This window comes from Schwartzia sp. (in: firmicutes), from assembly GCF_978017985.1.
Map to the genome: position 1 here is coordinate 1 of NZ_CDXDFU010000140.1, position 21,342 is coordinate 21,342.

Sequence of the window (21,342 nt, forward strand, 5' to 3'; positions counted from 1 at the left end):
ACACATATACAGACTAGCATAATAATGATTCGCCACACTGAGATTCACTTCATTATAATGCCTTAACCCCCACTTACAGAAGTGGGGGACATCTTTTGCTGAGTTATACTTCTATTCGCAACATAACAAAACAGGCAGCCTTAATGCTGCCTGTTTTGTTATGGACGTACTGACTTCCATCTGTCGTGAAGCCAGAACCATTCCTCAGGATGCTTCCGTATATGCTCTTCAAGCACCTTGCTTACTTCAATCATTGCATTACGGATATCCGCTTTTTTATCCTTTGTCTTTTCCACGAAAATCGGAGGATGAATTATAATTTTGTGGTGTCCGTCCGGCGTCCTCGTAATATACCCCGGAAAAAGCGGGGCATTTTGAAAACGCGCCAAAACTGCAGGCCCCTGCACGAAGTTTGTCGGCTGCCCGAACCAGTCGAAAATTATACCGTCGCGCCGGCTGATATCCTGATCCATCAGAAGACCGATAGTCCAGCCTTTTTTGAGCATATCGAACATTTCACGCACATCGTCCTTATATGTTATGTGCATGCCAACCATGCGGCGGTATTCATTTATGAATCGGTCAAAGCCTTCTTCCTTCTGCTTCTTGGCTACACCAACAAGAGAAATTCCGAATTTTGACAGGGCCCCACCCATAAGCTCCCAGTTTCCGCAATGGGATGTCGCTATGACTGCACCGTGTCCGAGTGCCAGCCCTTCCTCCAAAAGCTCTTTACCTTCAATCTCTACAAAATCACCAAAGTGATCCTTGAGTTTCGGGAACCGCATGACCTCCATGAGCATTGGTCCGAATCTTACCCAACTCGCTTTTGCAATCCTTTCGGCTTCCTTTTCATCCACCCTGAGGCAGCGCATGACATTGTCACAGGCCATACTACGTCTTTTCTTCGGCACAACATGCCACGTGAGCTCTCCAAAAAGTTTCCCGATACACTCGCAGAAGCCCGAAGGCAGGATACACAGAATAAAGCTTGCAAACCTTGCAAAATAATATGCCAGCATAGATTATTTCTTTCCTTCTTCATATGCCGCAAGTTTTTTCTCCAGCAGCTTCATTTTCTTCATCATATCCGGAAGCTTTTTCAGTGCTGCCTGCATACGCAGCCAGTCATGGTGCGGCTGTACAGGGAACCCCGAACAGAATACACCCTCAGGCATATCCCCGATAATTCCGCTGCGTGCTGCATAGACTGAATTTCCGCCGATATGAATATGTCCGACAGTACCTGTCTGACCGCCAAAGGTTACATTGTCTCCTACTATAGTAGAGCCTGATATTCCAACCTGCGCAACCACGAGACAGTTCGCCCCAATACGACAGTTATGTCCAATATGAACAAGATTGTCCATTTTTGTTCCGTGTCCTATGACTGTTGCACCGGTGGTAGCTCTGTCTATCGCAACCTGTGCTCCAATCTCAACATCATCTTCCACCACTACGCAGCCAACCTGCGGAACCTTCGTGTGAATGCCGTCTTTTGTGGTGAACCCGAACCCATCAGAACCGATTACCGCAGAACTGTGAATAATCACCCGTTTGCCGATACGGCAATGCTCACGCACAGTAACATTTGAATACAGCAGCGAGCCTTCCCCGACTTCTGCATACTGTCCAACATATGTATGGGGATAAAGAGTAACATTATCTCCAATTACCGCATGATCATCTACAACGGCAAAAGGCATAATGGTAACATCTTTTCCGATAGTAACATCTTTTCCGATATGAGCCTCGGAACTTACCCCTTTTTCAAAGGACAGAGGCGGCGTAAATGTCTTGAGGAGTACCGCAAATGCCTCACGTACATCAGCAACATAAACGGACGGCTTTCCGACCTTACCTTCGCCCTCCGGAAGAATTACGGCAGAAGCACCGCATTTTGATGCTTCCTCAAAATGCTTCTCATCCGCGAAAGTAATCTCCTTTGCACCCGCAGCATCAATATTATTTACGCCCTCGATAACAACAGAGCCGTCCCCGTCCAATCTTCCGTGGACGAGCTCTGCAATCTCCTTCAATGTTACCTTCATTACGGTCTCCCCTTCATCCCATACTTCTTTACTTAAGCTTCTGAAGTAAATCATCGGTGATGTCAACACCGCCGTGAATTACAGCTTTCTGCATATTTGTGTTGGCCATAACTGCGTCCAGCTTTTTCTCTTTGCTTATCTGTTCAAGCGCCTGCTGAACCTTCTGCTGGATCTCAATCTGGTATTTCTGGTTCAGAGCCTGCATCTTAAGCATCTGTGCCTGCTGAACCTTCTGAAATTCCTCATCGGACATTGTTCCCTTTTTCTGCTGGAGCGCAATTGCTTCCTGCTGTGCTTCGGCCAGCTTTGCATTAGCCTCAGACTCGATTGCCTTCAATGCTTCACTTTCTTTGTCAATACGTTCTGCATTAAAATAACCAACCGATGCCTGATTTCCTGCACATCCTGTCATAAGAACTGCCGCAAGGAGCGATGCTCCGATAAGGGCTCCTGTCTTTTTCCCAAATTTCATAATCTGATATCCTCTTTCGTTACTAAAATTTATTCGGTCACGCGTCACAGCTCACGAATAAGTTCATCTGTAATATCCTGAGCTGTTCCGGCAACAACATGCGCTGTACCGGACTGCAGCATACCGCCTCTGAACTCCCCTGCCTTCAATGAAGCAAGATTCACTGCCTGTGTGGAATATATAACAGTAAAATGGTGAATTGCCGCAAGCTTTGCCGCCTTCCCTGCAATTTCCTTGAGCATATGGCTTTCAAGAGCCGCAATTTCCTGGTCCTTTGCCTTCAGAGCCAGTGTTTTTTCCTGTATCCGCGCACGTATCATCGATGCATCAAGCATATTTTTCTGCATCGCATCCATATTCCGCGCCTGTGCGGCACTCTGCTTTGCAGCTTCTTCCGCACGCAGTCTTTCTGTAGTCCCTGATAAATGCTCAGCCTCTTTTATTCCTTGCTGTGCAGCCAGTTCCGCACGGTGTTCCCTGATTTTTGCTTCATATGCCTTCCACAAAGCAATCTGCTTCTGTCCCCGTTCAATCTGAAGCTCACGAAGCCGCTCTTTCAGCTCTTCCACTGTCTCTTTTGAAAGGCGCATTGCCTTTGCATTGTCCAGCTTAAGCTGAATGTTGAATATTTCATTGAAATATTCTGCGTTTATCTCGTCACGTGCTGATTCAAGCATACCTTTTGTTGCTTCGCGTTCCGCCTTTTCTGCGGCATCAAGACGCTCAATACCTTCACCATGCATATGGATTTCTTCTGTTCTTGCCTTCTGACGGACTGCCGCATCAAAAGGCCCCTTTTCAGCCTTCGGCGCCAAAAGCTGTACCACCATGCGTCTTGCAATGGCAAGGTCAACCGCCATACGCTCACGTTCTTCACGCAGTGCCGCCAGCTGACCGTATGCATTATGCGCCTGAAGCGCCTTCTTTACGTCAATAATTCCTGCCTCATTCGAAGAAACCGCCGGCGCGGTTTTTTGCGGCTGCTTATTTCCCAGAAAAAACCACACACCCGCAAGAAGCAGAAAAAGAAGGACTGCTCCGCCGATGATTCGGGTATTTGAATTTCTTTTCCCGGCTTCGCCCGTTACAGGCTCTTTATCATCTGCCATTGCCGTCCCTCCTTTGTCTCCGTAACAAAGTACCGAGCACAAGGCTCGGTACGAAAATTTCTATTAAGCTGTCTGTTTCTTATTTACCAAGCTTTTTAACAACATCCTGTGTGATGTCCTGTCCACCGTATACAACCGCATTCTTATCGAGAACGACCTGCAGTCCTTTTGCTTCTGCAACTTCTTTGACTGCTGCGTCAATCTTCTTCTGGATAGGTTCGATGAGATCCTGCTGCTTCTGTGCGAGGCGCTCCTGAGTCTGCTGATAATAAGCAGCTTTCTCTTCGTCATTCATGTTTGCAGACTTAGTTTCAAAATCATTCTTTGCCTCTTCAACAGCAGCCTGCATCTGCTGATCTGCCGTAGCAAGGTCAGGAGCCTGGCCCATAGCCTGACGGTAATCAATGACACCGACGGAAGTGGATGCAGCGGAAGCAACACCGGTCATGTTACCCATCTGGGATACGCCGAGAGCAACAACGCTGCCCACAAAAACAAGTGCAATCACAATGCTGAAAATCTTAATCTGTTTCTTTTCAAGTTTAATCATGTGAGAAGTCTCCTTTTCTTTGTAAATCATGATACCTTAAAAACAGTATCATTATAACAAACTCTTTTTTTATATTCAAGCACGCCTGCGGGAGCCTCCGCTCAGAAGTTCCCGATTATGCGCAGCCAGTTGTCATCCTTGTCTACAGCATATTCAAGGCTTAAGAAATCATGCATACGGTAGCGGACTGCCGCTTCACCCTTCTGATCCGACCAACGGTATTCATAGCGGAGCAGCCAGCGGTCTGAAATCATCTGTTCTCCTCCAACTATAAACCTGTCTTCTCTCAAATCGTACCTCACTATCGCACGAGTCCAGGGCGAAAAATGCCTTGCATAGCCCGCTTCCCATCTCCACTCGGTAGAATGCGGAAGGAAATCCGTCTGTAAAAAAACTTCGTCCTGAGACGTGAATCTGCGCCCTGCATGCAGCCTGAACACCGTGTGATCATCTTTATTGCCCTTCCTCGAAATATCCGTCCATCCTTCAAGGCGAATCAGATATTTCTTGGTATTTGATCGGCTCATGACAGCCAAATCGGCATCAATACGTGAAAGAGTCACCTCTGTATGCATTGAAAGTGCTCTGAAATCAGAGTATGCATCAAGCTTTGAGGCAAACATCTCCTCAAATTCCCTTTTGTGCCGCTTCACGAAGGAAACAGGCACACCGATGAGGGTATTGACTGTCTCCTGCATCTGCCGCCGATGGTTCAGCAGCGTAAAATTCGGGACAGAATCCGAGCGCATACTCAAATCCACCGTACGCACTACGGGAAGCCGTGGATACACAATCAGTTTTACTGACGCGTCGGATCCCGGGATTATTTCAAAATCTCCACGAAACTCGGGAAGATGCTCCTCAAGGTAGTCATTTAGACTGTGTTTTAAAACACCGTTTGTCCAATCGGTAGCAGCCTCCGGAAGGCCTGACAACCCCTGTTCAAACACCCGGCTCACATCTGCAAGATCACGGCGAACCAACGGTTCAACCGCCGGAGACATGCCCTCAACGGTCACATCGACCCTGACATCGTGAATTACATCTGCCCAGGGAATCAATGAAACACGAATCCGCGTATTATCAGCCGGCTCAATCAGAACGCTTTGTACGGAGTATCCGACAAGCACCTTATCAAAGACTTCACGTATAATCTGCTCGTCCTTGGTACGTGTGGCCTCAGCCTCAGCAACACGACGCCCTTCAAGAAGCTGTGCTCCTATTGCAGAAACCGTTGTTTCCATGCGTCTTTCGATTAAAGGCGGAAGGTTATTCCCTGCCTCCACATCAGCATGAACTGATTCCACGAACGCAGATGCTTCCGTGTCCGATACAAAAATCAGCAGAGTCAGAAAGAACCCGGCAAGACCGCAGACGATTTCATGCCGCAGCATAATCAGAAGTTGCCGCCGACACTGAAGTGGACACGGTTGCCCTTGCTTCCGTGAGCGATGTCAACGCGAATCGGTCCGACCGGTGTCTGAACAGAAAGTCCGAAACCGATACTTTCGTGGAAGTTCTTCGGAGACCAGCCGCTATCCCAGGCTGCACCAAAGTCGGTAAACAGAGCTCCCTGTACCTTGGAAACAATCGGGAAACGATATTCCACTGAACCAATAAACATATTGTTTCCGCGGAACTGATCGTCACGATAACCGCGCAGCGTTGTCTGACCGCCGATACGATACTCATTTGCCTCTGTGATATTGCCGAAGCCGCGGCCGTACATACCGCGAAGAGCAAATACCTGTGCATGTCCTGCTTTGATATAGTGATTTTCCTCGACAGTAAACTTACGGAAATTGAAGTCACCGCCAAAGCCGCCGAACTCGCCGCTGAAGCTCAGACGATCGCCTGTCATCGGGAAGTATACGTTATCACGTGTATCCGTTACATGCGTAAGCGTGATACTTCTGGTGAGGCCAAAGTTATTGTCGCGCCATTCTTTACTGTTGACAATATTTCCTCTTCCATCCGGTGCCGGCTTGTTTCCGCTTCTGTCCCACGGACCGCCTTCATGGCTTACATATTTGTCCTTGCGGTTTTTCAGCGTGATATAATTCGTCTGATATTCATTGGACGGACGGCTGAGCGTAATCTCTCCGCCGGAATATTTACGCATATATTCTTCAATTTTGTCACCGTCCGTATTGTAGTCATAATACTCGTATGTACGATTATAGATACGGAACGTGACTGCTGTCTCATGACGGTCAAGCCACGGCTTGCGATACATGAAGGTATAGCCGTGTGCATCCGTGTTGCTTCCGCTAAACTCAAACTGGAAGTTAATCGCATCACCGACTCCGCGGAAGTTGGTATCACCGACACCAACCATTCCGACAAATCCATCACGAGAACTGTAGCCTGCGCCTACGCTGAAGTTGCCGGTACGTTTTTCCACAACATCAACCTCAAGAACGACAGCATTAGGCTCAACGCCCGGATTCAGTTTCATGTTGACATCCTCGAAGAAACCGAGGTTATATACACGCTGCATTCCACGGCGCGCAAGCTTCGCATTGAACGGATCTCCCGGCTTCTGGCGCATCTCACGGATAACGACCTTATCCTTTGTTTTCGTATTGCCCTTAACCGTATAACCCTCAAGAGTGCCCTCATTGATAACAATCTTCAGTCTGCCCTCACGGTCAATATCAAGATTGCTGAGCTTGACGAGAATATATCCGTCATCATGATATTTATTTGTAATTGCCTGAATGTTTTCATGCAGCTCGCGGGTATTGAGCATCTTGCCCTCTTTTACCGTGACAAGCTTCATGAGCGTTTCCGTGGACTCTGCTTTATTTCCTGTAAGCTCAAAAGAGTTAAGCGTCGGATTCTCAAGCACATGATATGTAATCACAACACCTTCAGGAATAGTCTGGAAGGTAGGGAATACATCGTAGAACCAGCCTGTATCATAGATAGCTGCACGGTCATTTTCCATACGGTCCTTTTTAAACACGTCTCCGGAACGCGTGGAAAGCGCTGCCTTTGCAGCTGCCAGAGTCTCCGGACTTGCACCCTGGAACTCAACATCAACAATTCTGTTTCCTTCAAAGGAAGAAAGCCAGCGGTCAATACGATCTTCTGCCGGACGTGATTTCGCCCAACGGTCCGCAGCCGTCTGATTTGTATTGTCTTTTTCAACCGGGGCCACAGCTGCCGGCTCTGTTGCAGGAGCGGTTTCGCCCGCCGCAGCATCCTCTGCCGGAGCAGCTTCACCGGCATCCTGTACCTTAATTTCCTGAGGAAGTGTTCCCTCAGTCTTGAGCTGTTTATCCGCAGCATTGGCATCAGCCTGCGCTGCCGCCTCCTCTTCAGACTTTGCCTTTGCAGCCGCAGCTTCAGCATCAGCCTTTGCCCGTGCAGCTTCCAACTCCTCAGGACTCAGCTCCGGTACGGGAGTCCCCGGTGCCGTAAGCTGCTCAGCAGTTGCTTGCGATGACGGAATAACATTTGAAGGTGCTGCAGAAATATCCGGCAGATTCAAAGGATTGAACTCACTTTCAGATGCCGTTCCCTCCACCGCAGATTCAGCTGTTTCCTCCGCATACGCGTGCTGCGCAGGAAGCGCGGTAACACTTGCAGTAAGTGCCACTGATAAGGCCAAAGCCCGATATGATTTCTTAGTCAAAGACGAAACCTCCCAAACCTCATTTATTTCAAAATCTTAATATCGCCATTATTCAAAAATTTGGCGTTTCAACAGGACAGAGCATGGGGGTCTGCCCCGCTTTTTACATTTTCGTACAGCCTGTAAAACGGATGTGCCTCATCCAGCTCACTGTGCACGCAGCCTTTGTCCTGCTGCATTCATAAGCTTTTGCATATCCCGCGACGGAACTGAAGATACTGCTTCATATTCGTTTCCGCGCTCCTCAGCAGGCACAACAATCTCTTCTACAGCAGAATCGACAGAAGCAGCAGTAAGCTCTGACTCATGTAACGCAGGCTCCTGCTTTTCCTCTTGTTTTGGCTTCTCCAACGGGATATCTTTAATATTTGGAGTTTTTGCTGTTTTCTCCAAAACGGCAGGAGGCTCTGCCTCCATCGGCTTCGGATACATCATCAAAAAAACCTGCCAGACTGCCCCGATAAGGAACACCGCACATAAAACAGGAATCAGATGTCTGATCCATCGCTGACGTGCTGTCAGACGCTTTGTTTCCTGAGCGCGCTGCAGCTCTGCCTGTGCCAGCATAAGATTTAAATCGCCGCGAAGGTCATTCTCTTTATCAAGCGAATTCTCTGCCTCACCAAGCCAGTCTTTAGCTGCCTTGACATGCTGCTTAAAGCTCTTGCGTCTGTCCGACATGGTGCTCCCTCCTTTACAACATACTACAATAGTATATTCCACCGAAGTCACACACATTCTGCACGGGAATTTTCACGAAAAAATCCGTTTTTACAATATTTTCTTCCATTTATTTCAAATTTTAACTTAATTTGGCTATTTTTCTCTATATTGCTACTTCCAATGCTGCATAAAGCGGGACATCATTCCGCGTATGCGGCGTATTCCTGTCTTCTGAAGCCTGTATATATGAGATTCGCTCACATTGAGCTGCTCTGCAGCCGTTCCAATATCAGTCGTCCCAATATAAACCTCTTCCAAAACAAGCCTTTCTTTTTGGGGAAGCCTCAAAAGTGCTTCCTTGACACGGGCTGAAAGCTCATGTGTCTCGGCCTGCTCCTGAACAGATGCGCAAGGGTCGGCAATCTGATCCTTCAGTGAGAATCCGTCTTCATCTACAGCCCCGTCAATGCATGCAAGATCGGAACGACCTTCACGCTTCAAAAAGTTGATCATACGCCCACGGATACGATGTACCGCAAAAAGACTGAATGCAACTCCTCTTGACGGGTCATAGCTTTCCACGGCCTCAATAAGCCCGACTGTACCCTCCTGAAGGATATCCATAATGATGTCCATCGAACGATAAGCAAGCGCCTGCTTAAATACCATGGGCTGATAGGACTGAATCAGCTCTTTTCGTGCCGCGGAATCATCACATTCCTTGAACGCCTTCCAAAGAACGGCTTCCCTTTCCGGGGTGAGCAGTTTTATCTTATTAAGTTCATGTACATACTGGTCCAACTGCTCCAAACAATCACCCCCGTTAAAACCTGAAGCGTCCCTCAATGCCGATTACGTTGTCGCTTTCCTCCCGTCGTCCGGCGAACACGCTGAGTCGGTCGTCAAACTCATACTTCACAAAGAACCTGCTTACATTCTGATTGATTCCCTGCGTGTATTCCAACATAACTTTGTCTGTAATATACTTACCTAACTTTACATTATACCCTTCTGCAGAATTCTTGTCTGCACTTTTTTTAGATTTTTTGAAAGTGTCCTGCACAATAACAAGTTCATCCAGTGTAAGAAAATCACGAATTGTATCCTCGACATCTCCGAGGAAACTCATCTGAAGTCCGGCACCAAGCATAGCCGCCCACTCACTTTGTGATGTATTCTGCCCGGATTTATAAGCCCCGCGCATGGTCAGCACTTTCAGAATTTCCTCACGGCTCATTTCAGGACTTGAAGAAAGATTCAGCTTCATTTCATCAACAGGCCCTTCGATTCCCAAGAATACTTTTGTACGGCTGAGTCTCGTATCAGCATGGAAGGAAAGTGACGGCAGGAAGGATCCCACCCTGTTGAAATACGCTTCACCCTGACGAATCTTAAATACTGTCTGCAGATAAGTAACAGTACCCCGGCGTACAGTAACAGTTCCTGACGGTGCGGGGTGGCGTACCGTTCCTCCGTAGTGAATATTACCCTGCAGCCATATATCATACAGCGAATTGCTGTAGAAATGCGTATACTTTCCGACATCAATCCCCACATCAAGAATCATGTTCGGGAACTCGCTCTCGCTTTCCGGAATCATGGGAACAGAAATGGTACAGTTGTTTACAACGGCACGTACAGTAAGCTTTGGCATAAGACGTCCGAAAATAGTATCCTCGCCCAGCTCTGCCGATACAGAAAGCGGTCCACGATAAAAAGCACTTTGAATATCCAGATTATCCGCCTTAAGTTTCATCCCGTACCCTACAGGAGTATGACCTTCCAGCTTCATAGAGCCTTCCAGCGTAAAGTTTCCTCTTCCGAGATTACCCCTTCCTTCGGTAATGGTAAAAGTATCTCCGGCAAAATTCACTCCAAGATTCAGTTCCGTAAAAGGAACCTCCAATGCGCTGAGTTTAACCGATGCATTTTTTATTCCAACTGAACCAACAACGGACGGCTCTGCCAACGTTCCTCCGATTAAGAGTGTACCCTGAGTTTCTCCAACGGCCCAGTCCACCGAATCAGATATAAACGGAAGCAGTCCAAGGTCTCCGTTGTCAAGTGACAGCCGGAGATTCATCTGATCATAAGCCTCAAGCTGTTCGCCGAAGCTGCTCGTAACGGCACGGAGCGGAATCATTCCGTAGGCACTCGCCTTGTAAAGCTTTCCTGCCTGGTTCTTCTGCACAACAAACTGCTGCACCTCAATGACAGGTCCACGCATACGGAAAAGTCCCGTCATTGTATCAAACGCGGACTTACCTGCTCCGCCGCTGGTTATCTCTACAGAAGCATCTGCCGTCGGATACTGCACCGTTCCACCGAACTGAGCCTCTATATTCATTGAACCCTTGAGCGGATATTTTGAGCCTGCCGCAGCAGGAATCATTCCGGCAGCAATATCCTGTGCGGAGAACCGCCCCTCAATTTCGCCGTCAAGGTCAACCATTCCAACAGCAGCAAACCGTCCTGTTCCCTGCTCGCCTTCAAACTTTTCTATAGTGATAACGCGATTGGAAAGAGAACCAACGAAGATTGTATCAGTTACCGCATACCCTCCTATATCACCTGTCTTCATAAAGATTACAGATTTTGCAACAGGATTTGAAAATGTCCCTGAAAGATCAATCGTTCCGTCAACATGACCATGGATGGTATCGTTCTTGACATTTCCTATAGCCATCAAGCCATTGATATCTCCGTTCTGCGCTTCAATACGGCCTGACAGACGCTCTGTTTTAAGGTCTGCCGAAAGATTCATTTTATATATGCCGTCCTTCTGCTCAAAACGTATGGGGTCGCATACTATACGATTGCCGCGAAGGGTTACCTGGCCAACGACATTAGTAACAGGTTCACCGTTAAACTCCAGGGTTTCTGCCGTTAGCTTTCCATCGAAAGCAGGAGCCGTAACAGTCCCGCTAATCAGTCCTTCAAACTTCCCATGCCCGCTGACAGGATACGGAAGAGAATTTCCAAAACGCTTTAGGTCAATATCATGGGCCTCGACCTTAAGATTAAGCGCCTGCGTAGACCGCTCAATGGTACCGTTAAGATCCATATCGACGAGTGGAGAGAAGATATGAAAATCATGAAGCGTCATAACACCATTCTTCATCGTATAGTCGCCGTCCATTCCGGAAAGCAGATAGCCGTTATAGCTTCCGCGGTAGAAATGGATATATCCGACCATTTCAGGATCATCAAGCGTTCCCGTGATGGTTATTATATTGTCCACATTACCTGTTATAGGCAGATTGGGTGCAACAAGTGCCGCGATATCCTCCATGCGGACTCCTGTCGTATCAATAGTGAGGTTCACACGGCGTGCGCCGGTAAAACCTACAGTACCCTGTACCAGCCAGTTGACATTGCCGTCGTTTTCCATAGAGAAGGAATCGATGGAGATTCCGTCAAGGCTTCCGCTTGCCGAACCGTGGAGGGAACGGTACGGCTGCTCGAAAAGCTTTCCTCCTGCGGCGGCATAACGAACCTTAACAAAAGGATTATCGACAAAACCGCGCACCACCCCGTCAAAATCCGCAAATCCTGTCATATTCGCAGCCGGCTCAAGGTTTTTAAACAGTGAAAGATCCAAATGCGTTACATAGTAACTCAGGTCAAGAGTCTCCATTCCCGCAATGGTACCTTCAACACCGATTTCTCCTCCATTCTCAAGGGAAAGATCAGCATAATCAATAATGACACTGTTATCTGCAAAATAGAAGGAAGCTTCTGCCTTAGGAATTGAAATCCCTTTATAAACCGCGTCTTTAGCCGAAATACTGCCGTAAACGCTGAGGAGATTTACATCATTTCCTTTTCCCGCAATACCAAGGTCTCCGCTAACCTTACCACGGAAATCCCCGACAGCTTCGCCGAGTCCTTCCGAATTAACATCAAAGAGTTTTACATGACCGTTAAAGCCCAAGCCTTCAGCATCAAATTCACCCGAAACCTCCGCTTTTCCTCCGTACAGCTCCGTCTTAAGAGACTGAATAACTATACGGCTGCCTTCATATGCAGCATATGCTTTTGCATTGGAAAAACGGTATCCGTAGACCTCTCCTTCTTTTGCAGAAACCTCTCCCTTAACAGACGGATTTGAGGGAGTTCCGCTTATATCGGCAGTAAAAGCCAATGCTCCATGGTAAGGAATATCCGCCATTACGCGGCTTGGGTCAAAGGACTGTGATTCAGCAACAAGGTGAAGTCTTGGCTCATCTCCGCCAAGGAAAATTTTTCCGTGCAAGGACGCCCGCTGTTCCTCCGCCTCCGCCCCGAGGAAAATGCTCACAGTCTTCCCGGATATTTCCGCAATACCTTTTATTTTCCTGATGTCGGTATCATATACACGGACCTCGCCGTTACTGACTTTTGCCTTTCCGTTTGCGGAATATTCACCGTTCTTTCGCTGGATAACCGCGGACAGCTCATCAATTCTTCCACCCTTTATATTTACCTCATTCGGCAAAGTGTCCTGCGGAATCCAGGAAAGATAATCCCGGATATCTGCATTCTTTCCTTCAACAGACATACGAAGATCCGTTCCAACAGTTCCTTCAACAGAAACCTCAGCTCCGCTGATAAAAGCCTTTGCGTTTAACTTCATGGCTTCGGAATCCGAAAAATCTACCGAACCGCGCAAGGACTCCGCCACAATCTCTTTGCCGTCCATTCTGACGGTAACATCCATATGCTCGACATTTACTGTTCCTGCAAAACTCGATTCCTCGCTGTCATCTGAAATAAGGTCACGATAATTCCACGAACCGTCTGACCGCTGTTCAACCGAAACCCTGCCCTTATTCACATCCACATGGTGAACCGCCTTTACCGGGTCGCTTCCCAAAACGCCAAAAAAGCTGAAGCCGACCGTTGCCGACTCCGCTTTAGCTATTTCTTCCCCTTTTTTATCCCAGAGCGTAATATCTTTAATTGTAAGTGAGTGCAGTGAATCTATGCGGACAGCGCCCACTTCTGTGCGCACCCCGAGAGTCTCCGAAGCCTTTTCGGCCGCAACAGCTCCCATATTCTCCATAAATTCACGCGTTCCGACGTAGTACCAGACGAACAGTCCTACAAAAAAACACACGCCCAGAACCACACCGGCTGCGATGCCCCATTTGCGTTTCATCGCCTACAACTCCCCATAGTTTTATGACACCCTAGTAAAGAAGGGCGCCTCAAGCGCCCTTCTTATTCATGTTTTGTCGTATGCCGACCCCGATCATAAGCCGGGTTCTTCCCCTGCCTCGGCAACAGCTTCATCAGCAGCCGCAGCTTCCGCTGCAACATCTACATTTGCACTTTCATGCTCTGACGGTCTCTCTGCGTGCGGCAGCTGGATAGCATGCGTTTTCGGCATAGCCGCATCCTCGGCCGATAAATTCTGCGTCTTATCTGCAGACTCCCTGACAGGAATATCTCCCGGCAATCCGTTTTTATAATAGCCTGCAACATCAAGGTCAACCTTGATACCCATAGCCATGTCAAGGCTTGCCTTGCTTGTATTGTAATTGTAAAGAGCAGTTATGTATGTTGTCTGGGCGGTTATAAGCGCCTGCTCAGCATCCATAACATCAAGGTTTGTTCCTACGCCGGCACCGTAACGGACCTGCGCAATCTTATAGTCCTCCTGGGCTTTGTCCACAGCAACCTTTGTGGTCCAGATATTTTTCTCCGCTGCCTGAAGATTTAAAAGCGCCGTCTGCACATCGAGCTGTATCTGCTCATCCATGGCAAGAGCCTCCTGCTGCGCTTTCTTGAGCGCAGCCTTCTTCTGCGCTACCTGTGCTTCTGTAATCCCATTATCAAAGATATTCCAGGATGCCACCAGCCCATAAACAGTACTGTTGTTGTCGACAGTACCGTTTGTCCTGAACGGAGCATCGCCTACAAGATTACGTGCTACCTGCGCCGTAAGACTGGGCTGCCAACCGGATTTAGCCGCATTCATTAACGCCTCTGCCGCCTTTACTCCCCTATCTGCAGCCAGACCATCCGGACGGTGGTAGAGTGCATATTCCGTGCATGCCGGCAGAGAAAGCTCATATTTTGTATAGGTCAGCTCATCGCTGGCATTAACAATAGTATTGATTGGAAGTCCAACGATATTGTTAAATGTGGCAATCGCAATATCATAATTATTCTGCGCGGTAATAAGATTCTGCTGAGCATCAGCAAGCTCTACCTGCGAACGCAGCAGGTCCGACTTTGCAACAGTTCCCACCGTATACTGGGCATTGACATTGTTCAGGTGAGCCGTAAGGTTATCAACGGCCTCCTGTCGAACCTGTACAAGATTGCGGCCCTGCAGAATGCTATAATAAGCTGCAGTGGTCTGATAACGTATATTCTGCTTTGTTGCCTCAAGGGAAAGATCCGCTACATCAATTCCATATTCAGCCGCAGCAATGCTGTTTTCAATCTTTCCACCGGTATAAAGCGGATATGTCAAAGCGAATGTATTGGTAAAGCTTCTGGTTCCATTATACGAAATTTTCCCTGCCTTATGCTGCGCGTCAATATAATCTCCGGCTTTGCCTTCAATCTTTCGCGCAGTGCCTTCCCACGAAACCTGCGGTCCGGAATTCCTCCGAGCCTCATGACGTGCCCATTTTGCAGAATCCACATCCGTATCTGCTTTCTTAATCGTACGATTGTTGTTCATTGCCATCTGAACGCTTTCATTAAGAGTCAGATTCACAACAAGCGGTTGGCCTATTGAGGCCGAATCGACCGCCGTTTCGCGTGTTACATCCAAACTTCCTACACGCGTGGATTTCAGGCGTACTGTATCATCACGGACATAATCGGCAGAAACCTCTGCAAATGCCGTTCCCATCACCGACAGGCTCAAAAGGCCTGTCATAACAAGTGTCGTCAATTTTTTTGCGTTATATCTCTTATTCACGTTACTATTCCTCCTGCATACAGCAAAACGTAAAACCGTTTCGTTTACTCTATCACATTTCCATGAAAGTAATCTTTAAAAATCGTGCCGTATCCCAAAATAAGTTGCTCTTCTCTTACTGTCATTTACATGGTTCATCTGACTGAAAACAGACCAGTCATCCGTCACCTTGAAACGCACACGCGCCTTTACCTTCGCATGATTGGGATCGTACCCGTCCACCGAAAACCGCCAACGGGAACCCGCGTCTACATCAAGACCGATTCCGACCTTGCTGTCAATTATTCCCCCGCGAAACCCCAAGGCACCGCTCTTTTTTCCAACCTGCGCGTTAAACCTGTTGCCATCCCCGATATCGTTGAGTCCGAGCATCAGAAAACGATCCTCCGCAGGATAGAATCTCATATCAAAATTTGTCTGCCAGTCGCGAAATCTGCCGTTGTACATTTCCTCAACACCGGCCTCAAAATGACTTCCGGAAAGTCCCCCCAGCATATTATTGGCTTTCTCAGATACTCCCCGCACATTATGAAGTGTTGTCCTCAAATCCTCAGCAGTCTGCGGATCCGTAACAAACTCCTCCACCGACTGTGCCATGTGCTCGATTCTGGCGCTCGTAGAGGCAAGGTTGGCAATAGCCATGCGAAGATTAGCTCCGGTTTCCCCGTCTCCGGAGAAATTCCTTACAAGAACCTCTACCTGCGCGGAAGTTTCCACAAGATTAGCCGACATTGCATTCAAATTTCTTACAAGCTGGTTTATCTCATTTTCATTGTTTGCTGATATACGTGCAAAGGAGGCCGTAATGTCACGCATATTCGCCGTAATATCACGGACGTTGATTGCCGTTTCAACCATAGAGCTCTGCAGATTCGGATTTCCAAGCACCTTGTTTACCGAATCCATAAGGTCATGAACCTTATTTACGACCATATTCATATTGGCCATCATCGAATCCATAGTAACTTCGGTTATTCCGTAAACATATTCTCCATCCTTGAGATAATCACCCCGGTCCTCTACAGGCGATATAAGAATATATTTCTCACTCAGAAAACCGCTTGAACCCACAGAAAACTTAGAACCGCGCGGGACCTTTATATCCGGCTTGATTTCAATCTTGACTACTGCTCCGATTCCGTCAGTCTCAACCGAATTCACTCGTCCCACCGGGACACCCGCGAACCTTACCTCCGCGCTCGGATTCAGTCCTATTACTTCCGTGAACCCTACATTCAGTGAATAATTCCTGCTGCCGAAAAGATGAAAATTCGAAAGGCCAATTAGAAAAGCCGCCAGCAGTACCACTCCCGTTACTGTGAACGCTCCTACTTTAGCTTCCTGATTCATCCCTGCGCCTCCTTCTCCTCTATATATAACCCGCGTAAAAACGCGCGGATACGTTCATCCTTCATTCTCCTAAACTCCTCAACAGGAGCACATGCGATAAGCTCCCCCTCGTATACCATCGCAATGCGGTCCGCCACAAAGCAGGCTGTTTCCATATCATGTGTAACGACGATTGACGTTACATGCAGGCGCTTCTGCATGGAAACAATAAGCTCGTCTATTTTTTCAGTCGTCACCGGATCAAGTCCGGAATCCGGCTCATCATAAAAAATAATAGACGGCTCAAAAGCAATTGCCCGGGCAAGTCCAACGCGTTTTTTCATACCACCCGAAAGCTCATTCGGCATTAATTTCTCCACTCCTGACAGACCTACCAGAGCAAGCTTCTCAGAAACTATTGAGCGGATTTTTTCCTCGTCATAGTCCGTATGCTCGCGCAGGCCGAAGGCTACATTATCGCCCACCGTCATGGAATCAAAAAGCGCTGAATACTGGAAAACCATTCCCATTCGCACGCGGACCCTGTCCATCTGCGTCTCATCATATCGGGATATCTCGTCGTCATCAATCCAGATTTCCCCGCTTGTAGGCTGTATTAATCCTATCATCAGGCGCAGAAGCGTGCTCTTTCCCGAGCCTGACCCTCCGATGAGCGCCAGTGTCTCGCCGTCCTTTACAGTTAAATTGATGTGGCGCAGAACTTCCTTCTGTCCGAAGGACTTATTCACATCTACTAATCGTATCATATCTCCGCCTCATTCTCATTGATATAGAATAAGCGATAAAAAACAATTCGCGCAGAAAATCATGATAATTGAGCTGACTACCGAACGTGTAGTCGCCACACCGACACCCTCCGCCCCATTTGGAGCCTTAAGTCCGCAATAGCAGCCGAGAACGGCAATTATAATACCGAAAACCACTGCTTTTACAAGACCTCCGGTAATATCGTACGCCTCTACGAACACCGTGATGGAATGCCAGTAAAGATAAGAGCTTATCCCCGAACGGACAACTGCCACAAACCAGCCTCCCAGTACTCCGATAAAATCACCGAATATCGTCAGCACCGGAACCATAAGCATACATGCCAGCATACGGGGAACCACCAGATAGCCGACGGGATTCGTGGCCATCACGCGGAGCGCGTCAATCTGCTCGGTTACCTTCATGGTACTGATTTCAGCGGTTATTGCCGCGCCTACGCGGCCCGCAGCCACAACTCCGACAAGCACCGGCCCCAGCTCGCGTCCCACAGCGATGGTTATAACACCACCAATGGTAGACTGCGCTCCGAAGCGTATAAACTCATGGGCTACCTGCAGCGTCATAACCATACCCGTAAAAAGAAGGGTAAGTCCTACAATCGGCAGAGTGTCAACACCAAGATGCGACATCTGTGCGAACACATGATGTATACGCAAAGGACTTCTAAGCTGTTTTACAGTCTCCACGAACAGCAGCACCACTTCACCAATATACTGCAGCCACCGCATAACCAGTTGGCCTGTTTTTTCCAGAAAGTGCATACCGCGCCTGCTTTCCGGGGAAACAGAAAAAGTCATAAAGGAACTGCGTCTCAGCTTATTCTTTTTCCCCTAAAGTTACCCATTGATTTTATCAACAAAATACGAGATAGTAAATACCTGTTTACTATTTTTTATTTCTACATAATAAATATAACATAAAACCGAAAACAAAAATATAGAATTGTTGCAAAACTGCCAGAAACTCTTTTAATTCTTCAAAAAGAAAAGGCCCATGCGTATGCATGAGCCTTCATATTTATTCATCTGCTTCAATTACATGCGTGCGGTCTGCACCGAAAAGCATGTAGACCTCACCCTCGAAAATCTTGCGGCCGGGGTCAAAAATATCTGCAATCCATTCCTGACCTTTCTTATCAACCACGAAATAACGCATTTTTTCACCAAGGAACATACTGCGTACGACAGTAACTGGCAGTATGTTATCCCGCGGTCCGGGATTTGCCTCCTCAGAAAGGCGGATGGACTCCGGACGGATAGAAAGCGTATGCTCTCCCTCAGGACATACAGCATCAGCTTCAAAAACCGTATCATCATCATATTTCACAAGAAGCGCATTGTCTCCGCTGACCTTGATGAGATTTGTCGTACCGATGAAATCCGCAACAAACGGCGTACGCGGTGCAAAATAGATTTCATGCGGTTTGCCCTGCTGACGGAGGAAGCCCTTCTGCAGAACTATTATGGAATCCGACATAGAAAGTGCTTCCTGCTGATCATGGGTGACATAAATCGTCGTAAGACCCATTTTCTGCTGGATACTTCTAAGCTCAACACGGACCGACTCGCGGAGCTTCGCATCAAGATTCGACAACGGTTCATCAAGCAGCAGCACGTCAGGGCGCATTACAAGCGCACGGGCAACAGCCACGCGCTGCTGCTGACCGCCCGACATCTGGTTCGGGTAGCGGTCCTCCATCCCCAGAAGCTGCATGAGCTCCAGTGCCTCGCCAACCTTTTTCTTTACCTCGGAATCCTCCGTGTGACGTACACGAAGTCCGTACGCAACATTTTCAAATACAGTCATGTGCGGGAAAAGCGCATATTCCTGAAATACCATTGCCGTATTGCGGGCATAGGGCGGAACACGTTCAATCTGACGGCCTGCCAGATGAATCTCTCCGCTGTCCGGCTCGTAAAAACCGGCAATCATACGGAGAATCGTTGTCTTGCCGCAGCCGGAAGGTCCGAGCAGAGTTACAAAGTCTCCTTTTTCAACCTTGAAATTCACATCATGGATAACCTGGGTTGACCCGAAAAATTTATTGATGTGCTTAAGCTCCATCACAATTTCACTCATCTATATTCAGCTCCTCACAAATCGAAGATATTTATCTGGTCGCGAAGCAAGAGCTTTGCAAGACCGAAGGTCGCGAAAATCGTCAGCATCATACCAACCGCCGTAGCACTTGCCACCGTCAAAAAGCCCTGATTTGCGAGGCTCATGATATTGACTGATGCAAGATTCCACTCAGGCGAAATCAGGAAGATAACCGTCGACAGCGTATTCATCGACTTCATGAACGAATACACGAGGCTGATGGAAAGCGCGTTCTTAAGCATTGGAATAACGATTTTGAAGAAAGTTTTCGCACTGTCCGCGCCAAGGTTAGTCGATGCCTGCTCCATTGACTTATCAATCTGCGAAAGGCCCGCAACTGCCTGACGATATCCCACAGGGAGCTGTCTGAGCGTCATACCGATGATAATAATAGTAAGCGTACCCGTGAGTTCAACCGCACCGGAATTGAACGCCATGATAAGAGCAAGACCGATAAAGGTTCCCGGAAGTGACACCGGAAGCATAGCAAGGAAATCCAGCAGCGCACGCCCCGGGAAACGACGGCGGAGCGTAAGAAACGCCAGCAGAATGCCAAGAACCGTAGTGATACCGGCCGTCGTAATGGAAGCAATCCAGCTGTTCTTCATGGACGCCGACTGCAGAACGCCCTCTATGAAGTAGTCCATAGTGAACGTATAATCATAGCCGAAGGTTCGCGTAAAAGCAAACATGAACACAACGCCGATAATCAAAAGAATTGTCAGCGCAATGAAAAGACAGACAGCGAAAAGCATCCAGCGCACAGCAGGACTTACCGTCACGCGTGTAAGACCCGAGACAGGCTTTCCCGTCACGGTAACGTATGAATTCTTCTCAAGATAATACCGCTGAACGAAAAACACCAGCAGCGTCGGAACTACCAGTACTACAGAAAGCACCGCGCCCATGGGAAGATTCCATGCGCCAACAACCTGTGCGTACGCCTCCGTCGCGAGAACATGGTAATTCGCTCCGACCAGCATAGGATTGCCGAAATCCGCAAGACTGCTTATTCCAACAAGAAGGAACGCACTTGCAAGACCCGGTGTAGCCAGCTTCAGCGTTACCGTGCGGAAAAGATAAAATCCGCGGGCGCCGAGATTCTGAGCCGCCAGTTCAAGATTCGGGCTGATTGCCTTCAACACGCCCGAAATCGTTATATACGCAAGAGGGAAAAACGCGATTGTCTGAACAACCCAAAGACCGAACCAGCCGTAAAGGTCCGTCTTAAGACCGAGAATATTCCACGTAATAAAACCACGCCGGCCGAAAAGCATGATAAAAGCAAGACCTGAAACGACCGACGGAGCCATAGTTGGTAAAAGAGCAACAATCTGAAAAAATCTCTTACACGGCATCTCCGTGTAATTCATTGCATAGGCATACATAAAGCCCAGCACCATCGCAGATGTTGTCGCCAAAAGCGATGACGCCATGGTATGCCAGAACGCCTCATAAAATTCCTTACCTGTAAAAGCTGCCATCCAGTCAGATGCAGACGGCACCAAAATAATTTTGATAAACGGATAAATTATAAAACCAGCAAAAAGCACGAACAGAACGCCGATTACGAAGAGAATCTGCGGTTCGCGAGTCAAAACCTTGAGTTCGGCCGCCCAGCCGCTCTTCTCGCGGCTCACGGACTCAGTCATATTACCACCCCATATTCAAAAAACCGCCAAAGGAGCGCACCAAGCGTCCCTCCGGCGGTCTCCTTACC

At 48.0% G+C, this 21,342-nt stretch carries 16 protein-coding genes; all 16 read right to left on the bottom strand.

All coding sequences use genetic code 11. The features are described from left to right. Positions 1-158 precede the first annotated feature (158 nt). Complete coding sequence (locus ACY69O_RS06485; RefSeq protein ID WP_462332651.1) at positions 159-1,022, bottom strand: lysophospholipid acyltransferase family protein; 864 nt, start codon at positions 1,020-1,022, stop codon at positions 159-161. A 3-nt stretch (positions 1,023-1,025) separates the two neighbouring features. Beyond that, positions 1,026-2,051: a UDP-3-O-(3-hydroxymyristoyl)glucosamine N-acyltransferase gene (gene lpxD, locus ACY69O_RS06490; RefSeq protein WP_462332652.1), complete on the bottom strand. Its 1,026-nt coding sequence runs from the start codon at positions 2,049-2,051 to the stop codon at positions 1,026-1,028. A 28-nt stretch (positions 2,052-2,079) separates the two neighbouring features. Next, positions 2,080-2,523, bottom strand: a complete 444-nt coding sequence (locus tag ACY69O_RS06495) for an OmpH family outer membrane protein (RefSeq protein ID WP_462332653.1) — start codon at positions 2,521-2,523, stop codon at positions 2,080-2,082. 44 nt (positions 2,524-2,567) lie between these two features. Continuing rightward, positions 2,568-3,632: a hypothetical protein gene (locus tag ACY69O_RS06500; RefSeq protein ID WP_462332654.1), complete on the bottom strand. Its 1,065-nt coding sequence runs from the start codon at positions 3,630-3,632 to the stop codon at positions 2,568-2,570. 79 nt (positions 3,633-3,711) lie between these two features. After that, positions 3,712-4,182: an OmpH/Skp family outer membrane protein gene (locus tag ACY69O_RS06505; protein WP_462332655.1), complete on the bottom strand. Its 471-nt coding sequence runs from the start codon at positions 4,180-4,182 to the stop codon at positions 3,712-3,714. Between the two features lie 101 nt (positions 4,183-4,283). Beyond that, positions 4,284-5,576: an acylphosphatase gene (locus tag ACY69O_RS06510; RefSeq protein ID WP_462332656.1), complete on the bottom strand. Its 1,293-nt coding sequence runs from the start codon at positions 5,574-5,576 to the stop codon at positions 4,284-4,286. Positions 5,577-5,578: 2 nt separating this feature from the next. Continuing rightward, the gene (locus ACY69O_RS06515) at positions 5,579-7,564 is read right to left on the bottom strand and encodes a BamA/OMP85 family outer membrane protein (protein WP_462332666.1); all 1,986 of its coding nucleotides are present in this window, start codon (positions 7,562-7,564) and stop codon (positions 5,579-5,581) included. A gap of 405 nt (positions 7,565-7,969) precedes the next feature. Beyond that, entirely contained in the window at positions 7,970-8,503 is a 534-nt protein-coding gene (locus tag ACY69O_RS06520) for a hypothetical protein (protein WP_462332657.1), read from the bottom strand. 153 nt (positions 8,504-8,656) lie between these two features. Further along, entirely contained in the window at positions 8,657-9,295 is a 639-nt protein-coding gene (locus ACY69O_RS06525) for a sigma-70 family RNA polymerase sigma factor (protein ID WP_462332658.1), read from the bottom strand. A gap of 13 nt (positions 9,296-9,308) precedes the next feature. After that, the gene (locus ACY69O_RS06530) at positions 9,309-13,625 is read right to left on the bottom strand and encodes a translocation/assembly module TamB domain-containing protein (protein WP_462332659.1); all 4,317 of its coding nucleotides are present in this window, start codon (positions 13,623-13,625) and stop codon (positions 9,309-9,311) included. Between the two features lie 93 nt (positions 13,626-13,718). Then, positions 13,719-15,404, bottom strand: coding sequence for a TolC family protein (locus tag ACY69O_RS06535; protein ID WP_462332660.1), 1,686 nt, complete (start codon positions 15,402-15,404; stop codon positions 13,719-13,721). A gap of 75 nt (positions 15,405-15,479) precedes the next feature. Then, positions 15,480-16,754 carry an MlaD family protein gene (locus tag ACY69O_RS06540; RefSeq protein WP_462332661.1) on the bottom strand — a complete coding sequence of 425 codons (1,275 nt, stop codon included), beginning with the start codon at positions 16,752-16,754 and terminating at the stop codon, positions 15,480-15,482. Continuing rightward, positions 16,751-17,500 (bottom strand): ABC transporter ATP-binding protein, encoded by a 750-nt coding sequence (locus ACY69O_RS06545; protein ID WP_462332662.1) that lies wholly within the window; start codon positions 17,498-17,500, stop codon positions 16,751-16,753. The genes ACY69O_RS06540 and ACY69O_RS06545 overlap by 4 nt, the downstream gene beginning before the upstream one ends. 15 nt (positions 17,501-17,515) lie before the next feature. Then, positions 17,516-18,283: an MlaE family ABC transporter permease gene (locus ACY69O_RS06550; protein WP_462332663.1), complete on the bottom strand. Its 768-nt coding sequence runs from the start codon at positions 18,281-18,283 to the stop codon at positions 17,516-17,518. A gap of 256 nt (positions 18,284-18,539) precedes the next feature. Then, positions 18,540-19,601: an ABC transporter ATP-binding protein gene (locus tag ACY69O_RS06555; RefSeq protein WP_462332664.1), complete on the bottom strand. Its 1,062-nt coding sequence runs from the start codon at positions 19,599-19,601 to the stop codon at positions 18,540-18,542. A 14-nt stretch (positions 19,602-19,615) separates the two neighbouring features. Next, on the bottom strand, positions 19,616-21,274 hold the full coding sequence (locus ACY69O_RS06560) for an ABC transporter permease (RefSeq protein ID WP_462332665.1): 1,659 nt from the start codon (positions 21,272-21,274) through the stop codon (positions 19,616-19,618). Between the last annotated feature and the right edge of the window lie 68 nt (positions 21,275-21,342).